This is a genomic window from Chryseobacterium sp. Bi04 (genome assembly GCF_918698085.1).
Classification (GTDB): domain Bacteria; phylum Bacteroidota; class Bacteroidia; order Flavobacteriales; family Weeksellaceae; genus Chryseobacterium.
Genome location: NZ_CAKKLP010000011.1, coordinates 65,654 through 80,883, shown reverse-complemented (window position 1 = coordinate 80,883; position 15,230 = coordinate 65,654). Strand labels below are relative to the sequence as shown.

Annotated in this window: 14 protein-coding genes; 3 read left to right on the top strand and 11 right to left on the bottom strand. The window is 35.6% G+C overall.

Annotation, left to right across the window (positions count from 1 at the left end; all coding sequences use genetic code 11):
• Positions 1 to 12: 12 nt before the first annotated feature.
• The gene (locus tag LQV47_RS16365; protein WP_230038720.1) at positions 13 to 1,098 is read right to left on the bottom strand and encodes an efflux RND transporter periplasmic adaptor subunit; all 1,086 of its coding nucleotides are present in this window, start codon (positions 1,096 to 1,098) and stop codon (positions 13 to 15) included.
• 149 nt (positions 1,099 to 1,247) lie between these two features.
• Entirely contained in the window at positions 1,248 to 1,634 is a 387-nt protein-coding gene (locus tag LQV47_RS16360) for a hypothetical protein (RefSeq protein ID WP_230038718.1), read from the bottom strand.
• A 500-nt stretch (positions 1,635 to 2,134) separates the two neighbouring features.
• Here LQV47_RS16360 and LQV47_RS16355 point away from each other — a divergent pair, with 500 nt between their 5' ends.
• The 3 genes from LQV47_RS16355 to LQV47_RS16345 all read left to right on the top strand — a co-directional run bounded on the left by LQV47_RS16355 (position 2,135) and on the right by LQV47_RS16345 (position 4,543).
• Positions 2,135 to 3,124, top strand: a complete 990-nt coding sequence (locus LQV47_RS16355) for a hypothetical protein (protein ID WP_230038716.1) — start codon at positions 2,135 to 2,137, stop codon at positions 3,122 to 3,124.
• A gap of 566 nt (positions 3,125 to 3,690) precedes the next feature.
• Positions 3,691 to 4,080 (top strand): hypothetical protein, encoded by a 390-nt coding sequence (locus tag LQV47_RS16350; RefSeq protein WP_230038714.1) that lies wholly within the window; start codon positions 3,691 to 3,693, stop codon positions 4,078 to 4,080.
• A gap of 34 nt (positions 4,081 to 4,114) precedes the next feature.
• On the top strand, positions 4,115 to 4,543 hold the full coding sequence (locus LQV47_RS16345) for an META domain-containing protein (RefSeq protein WP_230038712.1): 429 nt from the start codon (positions 4,115 to 4,117) through the stop codon (positions 4,541 to 4,543).
• A gap of 52 nt (positions 4,544 to 4,595) precedes the next feature.
• Here LQV47_RS16345 and LQV47_RS16340 read toward each other — a convergent pair whose 3' ends face one another.
• From LQV47_RS16340 to LQV47_RS16300, 9 genes are all read right to left on the bottom strand, one after another.
• Positions 4,596 to 4,856, bottom strand: a complete 261-nt coding sequence (locus tag LQV47_RS16340; protein ID WP_230038710.1) for a SemiSWEET transporter — start codon at positions 4,854 to 4,856, stop codon at positions 4,596 to 4,598.
• A gap of 46 nt (positions 4,857 to 4,902) precedes the next feature.
• Positions 4,903 to 5,937, bottom strand: a complete 1,035-nt coding sequence (locus LQV47_RS16335; protein WP_230038708.1) for an FAD-dependent oxidoreductase — start codon at positions 5,935 to 5,937, stop codon at positions 4,903 to 4,905.
• 54 nt (positions 5,938 to 5,991) lie between these two features.
• On the bottom strand, positions 5,992 to 6,930 hold the full coding sequence (gene gldN / locus LQV47_RS16330) for a gliding motility protein GldN (protein WP_230038706.1): 939 nt from the start codon (positions 6,928 to 6,930) through the stop codon (positions 5,992 to 5,994).
• A gap of 20 nt (positions 6,931 to 6,950) precedes the next feature.
• Complete coding sequence (locus tag LQV47_RS16325) at positions 6,951 to 8,540, bottom strand: GldM family protein (protein ID WP_230038704.1); 1,590 nt, start codon at positions 8,538 to 8,540, stop codon at positions 6,951 to 6,953.
• A gap of 50 nt (positions 8,541 to 8,590) precedes the next feature.
• Entirely contained in the window at positions 8,591 to 9,289 is a 699-nt protein-coding gene (gldL, locus tag LQV47_RS16320) for a gliding motility protein GldL (RefSeq protein WP_230038702.1), read from the bottom strand.
• A gap of 54 nt (positions 9,290 to 9,343) precedes the next feature.
• Complete coding sequence (gldK, locus tag LQV47_RS16315) at positions 9,344 to 10,765, bottom strand: gliding motility lipoprotein GldK (protein ID WP_230038700.1); 1,422 nt, start codon at positions 10,763 to 10,765, stop codon at positions 9,344 to 9,346.
• Positions 10,766 to 10,873: 108 nt separating this feature from the next.
• A complete protein-coding gene (gene glmS / locus LQV47_RS16310) occupies positions 10,874 to 12,727 on the bottom strand; it encodes a glutamine--fructose-6-phosphate transaminase (isomerizing) (protein ID WP_230038698.1) in 1,854 nt (617 codons plus the stop codon).
• A 31-nt stretch (positions 12,728 to 12,758) separates the two neighbouring features.
• Entirely contained in the window at positions 12,759 to 14,387 is a 1,629-nt protein-coding gene (locus LQV47_RS16305) for a DUF4270 family protein (RefSeq protein ID WP_230038696.1), read from the bottom strand.
• 13 nt (positions 14,388 to 14,400) lie between these two features.
• The gene (locus LQV47_RS16300; protein ID WP_230038695.1) at positions 14,401 to 15,171 is read right to left on the bottom strand and encodes a glycogen/starch synthase; all 771 of its coding nucleotides are present in this window, start codon (positions 15,169 to 15,171) and stop codon (positions 14,401 to 14,403) included.
• Positions 15,172 to 15,230: the final 59 nt, after the last annotated feature.

The following is a 15,230-nucleotide window of genomic DNA, read 5'->3' as shown; positions in this document are numbered from 1 at the left end:
TTTTAGAATAGACTACTCTGCTTTTAATTTCAATGATTGAAGAACCTTTTTAGGATCCTGGAATTTTGTTTTTATCTTTTGGTCGTCTTTTACTTTCTGAACTCCTTCCAGAAGAATCTGATCCCCTTTTGAAAGCCCTGAACCTACTACATAGAGGTCCTGAAGTTCATAAGCAATTTTAATATTCCGGGATTTTGCAGTTCCGTTTTTATCAATAACAAATACATATTTCTGGTCCTGAATCTCGTAGGTTGCTTTTTGAGGAATAATCAGTGCATTATGAACCGGCATTACCATTTGAACTTTTCCGGTTTCCCCATTTCTCAGCAGTTTATCAGGATTCGGAAACTTTGCGCGGAAAGCAATATTTCCGGTTTCATTATCAAATTCTCCTTCAATAGTCTGAATTTCTCCTTTATGGGTATACGTTTCGCCATTGGCAGTAATCAAAGCCACCTCATTGCTTCCACGGTCAGCAACATGCGTCTGGTAGCTTAAATATTCCGGTTCTGAAACATTGAAATAGGTATAAATGTTGGTATTATCCGACAGTGAAGTAAGAAGATCTCCTTCATCTATTAAACTTCCAAGTTTTAAAGGTATTCTGTTGATGATCCCGGAAAACGGAGCTTTAATATCTGTAAATGACAGATGGATTTGTGCCAGCTTCATTTCTGCATTGGCAGCATCCAATTTAGCTTTTGCCATTGCTTTTTCATTTTTAGACACAATATTGTTATTGGCCAGTGTACTGGCATTTTTCAATTCGATAGACGCCTGTTCTACTTCTGCTTTTGCTTTTAAAAGCTCTGCCTGATACAGTTTAGGCATAATCCGGAATAAAGTCTGTCCGGCCTGTACATATTGTCCCTCGTCTACAAAGATCTTTTCAAGGAAACCTTTTTCCTGTGCCCTGATCTCAATGTTTTTCACTGACTGGATCTGAGCAACATATTCTTTATTAATTACAGTATCCATAACTACCGGGGACGTTACCGGATAAATTGAGGCTTCTTCTTTTTCCTCTTTTTTCTTGGTACAGCCAACAGCCAGCAGCAGAATGCTTAAAGCAATGCCTGAGGCAACTCTTTTTATCATAATTCTAGAGTTTTATATAAATCGTTAATGTTTGAATAGAAATAAGAATGGTAATCGGGAATGCTACGATGTGATGATTACCAGAAGGTCACAACGCAAGGAAAATCTCCACCTGAAAACAGGTAGAAAATAAACGGAAAAATGAAATTTTAAATTCTGATGGAACGGATTAAAAGAAATTTTTTAGTAGAAAGGCCAAAAACAAAACCATGAATGTGCGGCTTAAACTGCTTATAACTTTTTAATCCAAAAATATAAACCAAGCTGAAAATGCCGGCAAAAACAACAATAGCCTGAAATACATCAGACAACTGAAAATCATTTTCGATAAGTTCCAGGGTAGAATTGTCTACACTGTCGGCTTTCTGCTGAACGGAGAGCTTTTCAAAAGTCTGGTTCAGACGGTTAGCTCTTTTAGGAATGTGATGAGAAACATGACCAGAATAGTCATTTCGCAGCGTTTTAACGTTAAGCTTGCTTTCCACTATAAAGAGCAGAAAAAGGCTTGTTAAAAAATATACTATAAAGTTTCTCATTTTGAAGTGGCAAATGTACATTTAGATTATGATATAATCATAGTAGATTAACAAAATTTAACGATCCTTTAAATAACCTGAAATCAAAAATTACACTGTATTCTCTTCGTCATCTATAGTGTTCACTATCAATTGAATTTATCTCAACATATCTTAAAATTACATATTACACATTAAAAGCAATTGTACAGTTAATTAATCACAATAATTAGTATATTTATAAAAATAACAACTAAAAATGAGTAATTTAGTTTATATTTTTAAATACATCAAGGAAATTCACCCTGATTTTACTAAGGGTTATAAGGGGCTCTATACTTTAGCAAATATCTTTTTCTTTTATACTTTATGTAGTACTATCTTTTTTTCAAATTTATATTTACCTACAGGTTTCTTGCCCGCAAAAGCCTATGTTTTTTATAGTACTGTGAAAATAAGCTTCCCAATTTTTGGCATTTATTTTAACAAACGCTACACACAACACCTAAAATACTTTACTTATGAGAAAGAATTTATCTTTACTGGGATTGGTCTTTGTTTCAACCTTTTACGCGCAGGTAGGTATACATACCTCCAATCCTCAAAATACATTCCATGTGGATGGGGCAAAGGATAATCCCGCCACAGGAGCTCCTTCACTCACTCAGCAAGCCAATGACCTCATTGTAACTTCCAGTGGAAGTACAGGAATAGGAACGGCCACCCCTGATCCCTCTGCTATGTTGGAAGTCAATTCCCCCAACAAAGGAATTTTACCTCCAAGAGTGGTTCTCACTTCTGCTAATATGCAGCTTAGCGCCAATCCTAATGCTACCGGACTATTAGTTTACAATACGTCGTCAACTCCATTAAAAGCAGGGTATTACTTTTGGGATGGCATACAATGGCAAAAATTAGACTCTACAACAGATAACAGCGGTGGTAATGCCACTGTAGAGACGAAAGCTGTAATGGGACCTCTGACAGCCACTACAGATAATGGCAGAGCCGGCTACGCAATTGTTGTAACAACACCTGACGGCAGATTTTCGGTACGCTGTTTTATTCCTACAGGAAGTTTGTTTGCTGATGTTAATTTACAGATCAGAAATAATGGTATTCCCACGGTAGATATCATTTCAAACGGACATTATCTATGGTCCGGAGCGGGAGGATATCAGCAAAATCAGCTCAGATTACCATCTGCAGTATGGGCTGGTGACAATGCAACCACTTCACAGGCACTTATTGATGCAACAACCGGAGCCAGAATTCAAACTGCTCTTACCAATCCATATTGGGGAGATCCGGGTGTATATGCCAGTGGTGTTCCGGAGCAAAGACTCTATTCATGGACGACAACTGATGGTAATGACAAGGTTTTCTACAAAATGTATTTTATGATGGGTTCTTCTACCCCGGCCAGTGCAGGAAATGCTACAACATGTCCGGGTGGCATATGCAACACAACGAAAGCATTTTTCACCATAGACCAGGTTAAAGCTCCTTAATCGGCTTAAACTGATTCATATGATCCATAAGAGGCCGTCTCACAACTCGTGAAAACGGCCTTTTTTATGAAATTTTCCTGTACCCCTATATGAGAAGGGTTTTCGTTTAAATGATTCTCAACCCACATCGTTTAGTTGTGAGACGGCTTCTTTTTATTGATGGATAGGCTGGCGGCACATTTTCTGGTAAGGTGTGAAATCATTACAAAAAACTAACTTTTATCATGATTTCCAATTATTTATAAAAGTCTATTGTTATTCTCTTCTATTTGAATTATTTTTGCCGGAAAATTAAACAACAAATGCAACATAAGAAATTTACACTTTATCTCATTTAAAATGAGCAAAATATACTCCTCTGCTTTTAGAGTTATGTTTTAAATTCTACATCAATTAATTCCTATTGTTCTGTTTTAAAGGTCTGTTTTTAACAAGCAAAGAAACGCGCCTCGATAAAAACACATTGTTAATTTTACATAAACTAACATATTTTTATTAAAAATATTTGTAAATTTATATAGTATTAACACCATAATTCATGAAACACTTTAAAATCACTTATCACTATGAAAAATTTATTACCATCAATCCTTTTAGGATTGGCAATCCTTTCCTCAACAGCGTGTAAACATCCTGGTAAAGAAGCTGAAGTTATTACTGCTGCGCCGGAGAACAAAGATGAAATTTCCAAAAATGTTTATGTAGATAGCTATGGAGAAAAAATAGAAGTTACCATAAACACTACTAAAAATACAGCCACAGTACATTTGAATGGCAAAACATATGATCTCAAAAAAAGTGATGCACTGCCAGAATATACTGCTTCAAATGAAGAGTATCAGTATTCTGAAATCAAAGGCAATATTACTTTTTTAAAGAAAAATGTAGACATGGTTCTTTTCCATCATAAAAAGGAGAGAAAAGAATCAGGACCGGCTAAAATGGCATCATATTAGTTGAAGAGTTAAACATACATTTAAATTAAACTTTATGAAAAACTTGTATTACTACCTATCAGCTCTTTTCCTTGCTGTATTTCTTGTTGCTTGTAAAACTCCTGCCGTACAGAAATCTGCAGACATAACAGGAAAAACATGGAAACTTGTTGAACTTAACGGACAGCCAATTCAGTTAAAGAACCCTAAGAATAATCCTCATTTTAAACTTGACACCAATGGTATGAGATATGAAGGACATGCAGGATGTAACGGTTTGGGAGGTACTTTTGAAATAAAGCCTGACATCATGAGAATTAAATTCAACCAGGGAATGTCTACTATGATGGCATGTGAAGATCTGGATATTGAAAACCAATTTACAAAAGCTTTGCTTTCTGCAGATAACTATTCTGTAAACGGAAATACTTTGACTTTAAACAAAGCAAGAATGGCACCTTTAGCTAAATTTGTACTTCAGTAAATTGAATCACAATAAAAATATAAAGACGCTCTGCAGTTGCAAAGCGTCTTTTTTATGTCTTTTTATTATACAATATATAACAGATTAAAAGACTTAGATTAACCAAAACTGCAAACGAGTTGGAAATAATAATGGGCAGTTCATCTTTCATAAAACCATACCAAACCCATAGAGAAAGCCCAACAATGAGAACAAGAAGCATAAGCAGGGAAATGTCTTCCACATTTTTTTCTCTGATGACTTTTACGAGTTGAGGAATCATAGAAACAGAAGTTAAAATCCCTGCAATAATTCCTAATATATTTTCATTCATGATTCTGTTGTTAAGAAATAAAAGAACGTTAATATAAAGAAAACTCTTATGATTTGAACCTGTTCGCAGAAACTTCTTCATGAAGAGGCATATCTTTCTCAATAAAATCATAAAGATTTTTTGAAAAAAAACATCCGTTCAGAATTCCCCTTGCTCCCATCCCATTAAAGACATACAGGTTTTTTAATGATTCGTGCCTGCCAATAATAGGTCTTCTATCCTTTACTGTCGGGCGGAAGCCAAAATGAACTTCCTTCACTTCAAAATCATAGGAATAAAACTCTGAAAGACCACTTACCAATTGTTTTACTGCAGATTCATCTATATGATGGTGCAATTGTTCTCTATCATAGGTTCCACCATAGAAATGAAGCCCGTTGCCGGCAGGAAATAAAAAATGTTTCTTTTTGATTGTGATATCAGGAACAGCCTCAGAAAGTTTTACCTTAATATGATGTCCTTTATTTGGAATAACAGCAACATCTGAAAAATATGGGTTTTGGGTAACTCCCATTCCTTCGCAGAAAACAATATTTTTAAAACTAAAATCTGTATAAGTAGCTTCCGAAGGATTCAGTTTCTCATAATCGAATTTTTCTTTTACCAAAAGGTCATTTTTTTCAAAATAACTGAATAAACCCGCAAAAAATCCATTAACATTCAATCTGGCTGACTGAGACACCTTTCCGCTGAGATAATCGTTTTTTACCACATTTAAAGACTCAAATTTTTTATCGAGAAAAGCTGACAAATCCTCATTCTCTGATTTCTTCAGCCATAGCTTCTGTTCATTTTCATCATGAAAAATTCTATGGATAGATTTTTCAACCAGATAATTTTCGCCTGTATATGATGCTATTTCTTCAAGAGTATCTTTAAGGAAATCAATCTGCTCCTGCGCCTTCCAGAAAGTTGTAAACTTCTTAAGGACAACAGGATTAATGATACCAGCTGAGATTTGAGAAGCACTTTTTCTTCCTTCTGAGAATATTACAAAGGACTTATTATTTTTAATTAGCTGGTGAGCGAAGAAAAGTCCTGCATAACCATCACCCACTATAATATAATCTACATTTCTCATAATAAAAAAACCTGAGTAAAAGTACTCAGGTTTTCTATAAATATCAAGTGAAATTTAGTAATTCCACATATCATTTTCCATTTCAAGGATCTGCGTCTTGATTCTGTCGCTTTCGTCCAGCTGATCATCAGCATCTCTAGGAATATAGTCTTTAATAGTACCATCTCCTAAACCGGCTGAAGATTTGTAGATTATAGAAGAAAATCTTCTTGCATTGATGATATCATCGAAAGATAAATCAGCTGAAGAGTTTTTTCTGTTGAAAACATAATTGTTGGCTAAGACATCTCTTGCATTCGGATAGAAAATCCAGAATAAATCAATCAATTCGTCATTGCTGGCAATTGGCTTCCCGTCAGGGCCTATAACTCCCTGTACTGCAGGGTCTGGACCCATAGCAGCAATACCGAGAGGTCTGTATTTCATCTGTCCGTCTCTCTTGTCTATGAACCACATACCCATTATTTTAAGAACTTTCACTTTATCAGTTGTAGTCTCAATAATATCAGTATATTCTTTTTTCTCCTGCTCAGTTAATTGTCTTCCAGAGTTCAGGATATCAATTGCAGCATCACTGATCTTAACATTAACCAACCTTTTCTTAATTCCTTCCGGAGTAAGTTTATCTACAAAATTCTCATCATTATAAACCTGCTCAATTTTACCGCTTAAAGCAGCATCAAGCAATAATTTATATAAAGATCTTGTAGGAGTAGAAAGAAGGCCATCCGGATTATCATAATAGAATGGCTGATTGATCTTATCATTCATATCAATGATTTCCCAAACAAACATACTTTTAAGGATATCTTTATCTTCTACAAAACCATATTCAAGAGGCTTTACTGTTTTATCAATAATAGTATCACCAACTTTCTGTTTATTCTCCTCTCTCATCTTTCTGAACTCTTCCGGAGAAGATGAATTCAGAATAGTCTGGGACAAAGCAAATCCCGAAACTAATACTAAAAGGGTGCTAATATATTTCTTCATAATAAGTTACAATTTTAGTCCTATTGAACATTAATTAATATAGGAGTAATGTTTTTAATCTGTTGCCCTTCCAAACCTTGAGCTGTTGCTTTAATATCAAATATTGAAAATACATCTCCTGATCTTAAGTTTCTCACCAGTCCAGCTGCTTCGCCTAAAGAATTTCCATGGATCAGCAATGCTGCTTTTCCAGGTACTCTTACCATAAACTGAGTAACAGTGAACGATACTGGGAAGTCAAAGTCAGGAATAGTTGCCTGTACCGTTTGATTCGGGATAGAACTTGCCGGCATAGATAATATATTCTGTCCTCTCATCTGACCTTGTGGTGGCGGTACATTCTTGATTCTATATTCAAATACCTGAGATACTGATTTACCATAAGGATCAAGTCCTGATAATGTTAACTTCACTGTAGTACCTGCACCAGGTTTTACATTCCACTTTCCAGGACCTGTACTTTTCACAGCTGCTCCCGGAGCTGATAATGAAAGCTTAGCATTGTCTGCACCTAAGATTGATCCTGAAACAGGGTTCTCAAGTCCTCTATACATTACATTCATTTTGTCAGCAGAAAGTAATAGTCCTTTTTCAAGTTTTACTTCTCTAGGTCCTGCAATTACATTATAAGTATGCGTCCAAGGGAAGTTTTGCGCTTTACCTGTAGCATCTGTTAATGTAATCATTCCTCCTAATTTATGTTCACCGATACCAGAACCAGAGATAGGAATAATACCTTTTCCATTCTCCAATTTACTTACACCGGAGATACTGATTTTGTTACTGTTAGAATAGTTACCCAACATTACTTTTACTTCAGCCTGCTTACCAGCCTGGATATCCACCGGACCTGCAACAATAGCTTCATAACTTGTAAACTTAATGCTTGCATCTACTTTCTCCTGAAGCAATAATGCCAGTGCATCAGACTGAACATTTCTGGCATCATTTTGGATAATCTCTAAATTGGAAATAGCTGCAATTAAAGGCTGGTGATAGAATTTATTCTGAAACCAAGTCTTATCATTTGGAGATTTTCCTTTAGGATATTCTGCAATAAGAGATTTGTTAGCTCTTTCTACTAAATCTTTAAGCTGAGCATTGTTCCCAAAAGTAACGTTAATGTAATTTCTTACATCATCAATTTTAGCTTTTAGGTCTAATGCATTCTTAGAAGGCGCATTTTCATCTCCTTCTTTAAAGAAATATTCTGTAGTTGCTTCATTATTGTTAAGTGCCGCAAAGTTCTCACTTACATCAACATCTTTTCCATCCTTATCTTTGTCATGAAACTCAGATTGTCTTTTCAGAAGATCTTTGATATCCTGAGAAGATTTCACCAACGCATCAATCTTGGTTTTCAATACCTTATACTGTGCCCAAGGCTGTGCATAAGTATCGGGAACCTGCTGAGCTTTAGCTTCAAGCGTCTTTTCAAAGATTTTCTCGTTCTTTCTTTCTGTTAAAGTTCTGGTTTCATTTAATGCTCTGGTAGAGTCGTAATATGATCTGATGATTTCTGCATCAATGTTTAGGGCCATCATCGCGATGAACACCAGATACATCAGGTTGATCATCTTCTGACGAGGGGTCTGTTTTCCTTGTGCCATTCTCTGTTTCTTTTTTTAGATTAAATAGTTATTTAGAAATGGTTTAGGAATTAAGACTTCATAGCAGTTAGCATACCACCATAAACTCTGTTTAAATTATTCAGATTAGAGGTTAAACCTTGTAGCTCTTGGTTGAATTTTTCAGATTGCTCTGCAGATTTCTGCATATCAGCAATATATTTGTTTGCGTACTCAGATTGTTTTTTACCATTCTCAAGCTGCATAGTATATAAAGCATTCATACTTTCCATATGCTGAGCAGCTTTATTCAACTGATCATTATATTTATGAGTAGAAGCTGATACATCTACAGTTTGGTTGATTTGATCTACAGAATTTGAAAATTTATCAATTCCTGTTCTTAATCTGTCAAATAACTGAACATCCAATTTAGCATCCTCAAGCATTTTATCCAATTTCTTAGAAAGAGAATTTTCCAATTCGGCAAATTGAGCTGCAGCATTGTTATTTCTAGAAGAAACATTAGAATGTAAAGGGTTTGGGTTAGCATGCTTATCTAATAGTTCAGGATAAACATTTTCCCATGCATAAGACTCTTCAGATTTTGGAGGGTCGAATGCAAAAATGATAAAGATAATTGCCTCTGTAATAAGCCCTACAGTAAGAGCGATATTACCATTAATGGGTCCCAAGGTAATGTGAGTAATTTTAAGCCAAGCTCCAAGAATTACAATTGCAGCACCGAATGAATAAAAGAAATTCATCCAAGCATCTTTAGTCTTAAACATATTGAGTTAGTTTTTTTATGTTAAATAAAATTGTTTTGAAAAATAATTGTCTCGTTATCTGTTAACTCTTCTTGGTTTCACAGCTGCTTCAGGAATATCCTGAACAGTTCTGAATCCGATATAGCTTCTAGCAGAATCTTTTCTTTCCCAATCTCTTGCCCCTGTCATCAATGCATATCCTATATCTTTCCAAGATCCACCTCTTACAGATTTCTTAGTATCCTTTTTATCTTTTGTAGAAGGATTTAATGTAGAAGAGAATCCATATGAAGAATTGTTGTATGCAGATTCTGTCCATTCAGAAACGTTTCCAGCCATATCAAATAACCCAAATCCATTTTTCTTAAATTTCTTAACTGGAGCTGTATATGTATAAGTACCTTTTTTCTCGTCTTCCATGTAGTTACCTCTCTTAGGTTTAAAGTTTGCTAAGTAGCAACCTCTGTCATCCATCAAATATGGACCTCCCCAAGGGTAAGTGGCGTTTTGCATACCGCCTCTTGCAGCATATTCCCATTCAATTTCTGTTGGAAGACGGAACTGCAATGGTCTTTGTTTTTTTCTTTTTAAACTTTCGTTGTAATCTGTTTTCAATTTAGATCTGAAGTTACAATAAGCTCTTGCCTGATCCCAGGTTACTCCCACTACCGGGTAGTTTTTGTAAGCTTTGTGCCAGAAATATTGTTCAAATAATGGTTCATTGTAAGCAAAGTGGAAATCTTTTACCCAAACTGTAGTATCCGGATAAATCGCGATACTTTCGCTTTTAAGGTAATTAACTCCTCTTTCGTTATCAGCAAGTGCAGCATCCATATCTCCCCAACGGTAAGTATATTTAAGCTTACTAACATCTAAAATTCTTTCGTTTCCAATTCTGGAAGATGCAGGCAAGTATAATGCTTCTAAAACCTCTGCATACTCTACATCCGGATATTTTGAAGTACTCCAATGTAATGGAATTTTCCAATCTAATCTTTTGCTGGCATCATAGGTTCCATCTTCACGGCCTCCCTGGCCTTCCATATATTCCTGATAAGGCGTTAAATTCTCTTCTTTTTTAGCAAGGTATGCATAATCTCCTATGCTTGCTCCTTTACCTCCGCCTTCATCACCACCTTCTCCGGCAGCTTCAGCAAGTAAAGTTCTCGCAATAGAATCTCTTACATAATTGATAAATACCCTGTATTCTGAGTTGGTAGTTTCTGCTTCATCCATGAAGAAAGAAGAAACAGTAACGGTTTTCAATGCTGTTTTTTCAGGTGTATGTGTTGGATCCTGATCTGCGAGACCAGCAACAAATGAACCTGCAGGAATTGCGACCATTCCGTATGGTCTTTCCGCAACAAATGATTTCGTTTTTTCTCTTGGTATCAATTCTCCTTTTGTTCCAGGCTTCCCTACAGAAGAGCTGCCACCACCTGAACAAGATACCGATGCTACCGATGCAGACAATAATAAAAGAAATATCCTTTTCATGTTAATTTTTATAATTAAGCCGTAAATATATAATTTTTTTAAGAAACTTTTAAGATTTTTTTTGAAATAACGGAAGAAATCTAAATTTATTTTATTTACAACAACTTTTTATTCAACAGTAACAGATTTTGCTAAGTTTCTTGGCTGATCAACGTTTGCGCCTCTATAAACTGCAATATAATAAGCAAGTAACTGTAGGGGCACTGATGCAACGATTGGTGAGAAACATTCTGAAGTTTCAGGAATTTCAATCACATAATCTGACATTTCACTTACCTGACGGTCTCCTTTGTTGACTACAGCGATAATTTTCCCTTTTCTAGCTTTAATTTCCTGAACATTACTTACAATTTTATCATAATGACCTTTTTTAGGTGCTATAATAACAATTGGCATGTTTTCATCAATCAAAGCAATAGGGCCATGCTTCATTTCTGCTGCCGGATATCCTTCTGCATGGATATAAGAAATTTCTTTTAGTTTTAAGGCTCCTTCTAAGGCCGCAGGATAGTTGTATCCTCTTCCTAAGTAAAGGAAATTGGTAGTTTCTACAAAATCTTTTGCAATTTCCTGAACCTGCTCATGGGTAGCACTTAAAACTTCTTCAATTCTCTTAGGAATAGCGTCCAATTCAGCAATTAAGCTCATAAATTCAGCATTCCCCAAGTTTCCGTTATGTTTACCTAATTTAAATGCAATAAGGGTAAGAATGGTAAGCTGAGCTGTAAATGCTTTTGTAGAAGCCACTCCAATCTCAGGACCTGCATGGGTGTATGAACCTGCATCTGTAATTCTTGCAATAGACGAATCTACCACATTACATATACCGTATATAAATGCACCTTTTTCTTTTGCCAGTTTTAGAGCAGCCATTGTATCTGCTGTTTCTCCGGATTGAGAAATTGCAATAACCACGTCTTTATCAGTAATAATAGGGTTTCTATATCTGAATTCTGAAGCATATTCTACTTCAACAGGAATTCTTGCATATTCTTCAATAAGGTATTCTCCGATAAGACCTGCATGCCAAGAAGTACCACAAGCAATTATAATAATCCTGTTGGCATTTTTAAATCTTTCTACATGATCCCAGATCCCAGCCATTTTAATAACTCCCTCATCTACAAGAAGTCTCCCTCTCATGGTATCATGGATAGACTTTGGCTGTTCAAAGATTTCTTTAAGCATAAAATGCTCGTAACCTCCTTTTTCAATCTGCTCCAGGCTCAGTTTAAGCTGTTGGATTTCCGGCTCGATTTTAGAGTTTTCATTGATTGTTCTAATATCCACTCCGTTCTCAAGAGAAATAATAGCCATATGTCCTTCTTCCAGATAAATTGCTTCTTTTGTAAATTCTACAAAAGGAGAAGCATCTGAAGCAATAAAGTATTCATTTTCTCCGATTCCTATTGCTAAAGGTGAACCTAATCTTCCCACTACCAATACTCCAGGATAATCTTCATGGAGTACAGTAATTGCATAAGCTCCATATACCTCATTCAATGCATATCTCACCGCTGTCGGGAAATCAATCTCAGGATTCAGTTCCATGAAATACTGAATAAGATTCACCAATACTTCAGTATCAGTTTCTGATTGGAAAGTATACCCTTTCTCAGTAAGCATTTTTTTAATAGTATCATAATTCTCAATGATCCCATTATGCACAATAGCTATTTTTCCATTATTTGACAAATGCGGGTGTGAGTTTCTGTCACTTGGAACCCCGTGAGTTGCCCAACGTGTGTGTCCCATCCCAATTTTGGCTGTTCCTTTCAATTCTGCTGAAATATTCACCAAATCATCAACCTTACCTTTTGTTTTTTCTACTGAAAATTTCTTTTCTGTATTTTCTAAAACAATTCCTGCACTGTCATATCCTCTGTATTCTAATCTTCTAAGACCATTGATTACTATTTCGTAAGCATCTTGAAAACCTGTATATCCTACTATTCCGCACATATTTTATTTTGTCTAGTGTTATGTTTGTTGTTTATTTTTTTGTACCGTATGTAACTCTCAGCTGAATTCTATTCGCACTTTTGTCACTTCCGGTCAATATCGTTCTGTTCATATCAAATGCTCTTGTTGTAAATGTTGGTCCAAAATAGGCTCCTGAACTTACAACTCTTGCAAATGCACCCTGATTGATAATTAATAGATTATTTTTAAACTGATACTCATTATCCGTAGTAATTTTAATACCATCTGAAGGTCCTTCAACAATACCTTTAATAGTCTTTGTTACCACAAAGTCATAATATAATGGTTTTTCATTGATCAGATAAAGAGGGAATCCTGCTGTTAAATCTGCAGTAAAGCCTGGCGAAACGAATTCTCCGTCTTTTCCTTTGTCTTTATTTACAGGAAGAAGTGTAAATCTGCTGTCTCCAAATTTTGAATGCTTATTAGACCATGTCAATGGATCTACATAAACTCTGATCTTTGCACTTATAATTCCTGCTTTATCTTTTGCATATAAACTTTTAAGCTTATTAATCTCCTCTTCCGGAATTTTCACTCCTATAGAAGGACCTCCCATTCCCTGAGCATAAAGCTTCGGATCACCAGTGGTTTCATTGCTTGCTGCTAATGCAGATTCAACCTGAGATCCTGTTCTGTTATAAGTATACTGACCTATGTGAACATTACCTCCTCCTAAATTAAATTTAAGCGTAGTTTGTGGTCTTGTCGTTGTACCATTATCTGTTTTATCATATTTATAGTACATAATAAGCTCCATATCATTAGGTGAAAACTGGAAAAGGTATCTATCCGTTTCACTTACTGAAATTTTAATTCCTCTTAAGTATCTGATAAAGTTAGCTGTATTTTGCAATTCAGGCATTCCTTTTTTATCTACAATTCTGGTTTGGAAGAAGTCTTTGTCCAACTTCATTCTAAAGTCATTAGTAGAATTGAATAACGCGGTATTATCAGATTTTTTAGTCACTGCTACCGTGCTTACTCTTCCGTCAAATACTGCTGAACCTAATAATCCGCCCGTACTCACATCTACATTTGAACGGGTGAAAGGTTTAGCGTTAGCATCCAGGAAAGTTGTCACTTCATGTACATTTATGGTCATAGAGTTATACTGACCTCCTATTTTACCATATTTAAAAACCGGGTATGTCTTTTTATCTATAGAAACAGGTACTGTTTCGTTCCCTACCGGGAAATCACTTCTGTCATAAGCACCTGGTGCTTTTACTGAATCTGTGATATAGTTTGGTGTTTTTATAACCAGGACAACAGAGTCTACTTTTGCGTTAGGTCCGGTAAAATCGAAGTTATCGGTAGGCATTCTCAATTGTGTAATATAAGATGCTTTCTGGCCTCCGAACTGACCTTCGGTAAAGGCACCCAGAACACCAACGGTTGTGAATCCTCCTGCAGCATTCTGCTCACTGATAAGTTTGGAAGCATCACTTCTGATGGAATCATGATTATTAATATTATATGCAATAAGATCATATAATGTTTCATTTCCATCTGCTGCATCTTTTATAAACAGTTGTTCTCCAAGGGCATCTGCATCCGGTTCACAGTTATAAAGAATTGCACTTCCGAAAATCGCCAGTAAAAGCATGGCGAAAGTCTTTTTAAGATTATGAGTCATTAAAAATGTGTTTTTAATAAAGTTGGTTTATAGAATCTACGTCAAGATATTCTGACTTTTGGGTAGCTGTTTCATTGAAAGCCTGATCAAGGTCTTCATCCAGAAACTCATCTCCCTTTACAACTGCATCCACGTAGTTCATACTTTCGATAACAAAGCTTTTAATTGTTGGATTATCTAACGCTTTTAATCCTGAAATATTATCAAACTTCAATTTTTCATCAATCTTTTTATCCAAGGCAGCGTCTTTCTCGTTATACAGAGAAAGAACAATTTTAGCGTCTTTGAAATAAGTATCGGATTCGTAATACGTTTTAAGGTAAATAGGGACAAAAGAAGCCATCCATCCGTTCAGGTGAATAACATCCGGCACCCAGTTCAGCTTTTTGATGGTTTCAATAACTCCTCTTGCAAAGAAAATAGCTCTTTCGTCGTTATCCTCGAAAGGATTTTCTTCGTCGTCAAAATAGTATTGCTTTCTTTTGAAGTATTCTTCATTATCAATAAAGTAAACCTGAAGTCTTTCCCCCGGAAGAGACGCTACTTTAATAATTAAGGGCTGGTCCAGGTCATTGATAATAATATTCATTCCTGAAAGACGGATTACCTCATGAAGCTGGAATTTCCTCTCACTTATTTGTCCAAATCTTGGCATAAAAACTCTTACATCATTGCCTTCATTGTGCATCTTAAGTGCCATTTTGTTTACCACTGCAGCCATATTGGTATCTTCCTGATATGGATACATCTCTGTAGTAATGTACAGTATTTTTTGATTCGGCATAAACTTTCTATCTAATTTTTTGTAAAAATGCTTTAATGTGCAAAATTACAAAAAAACAT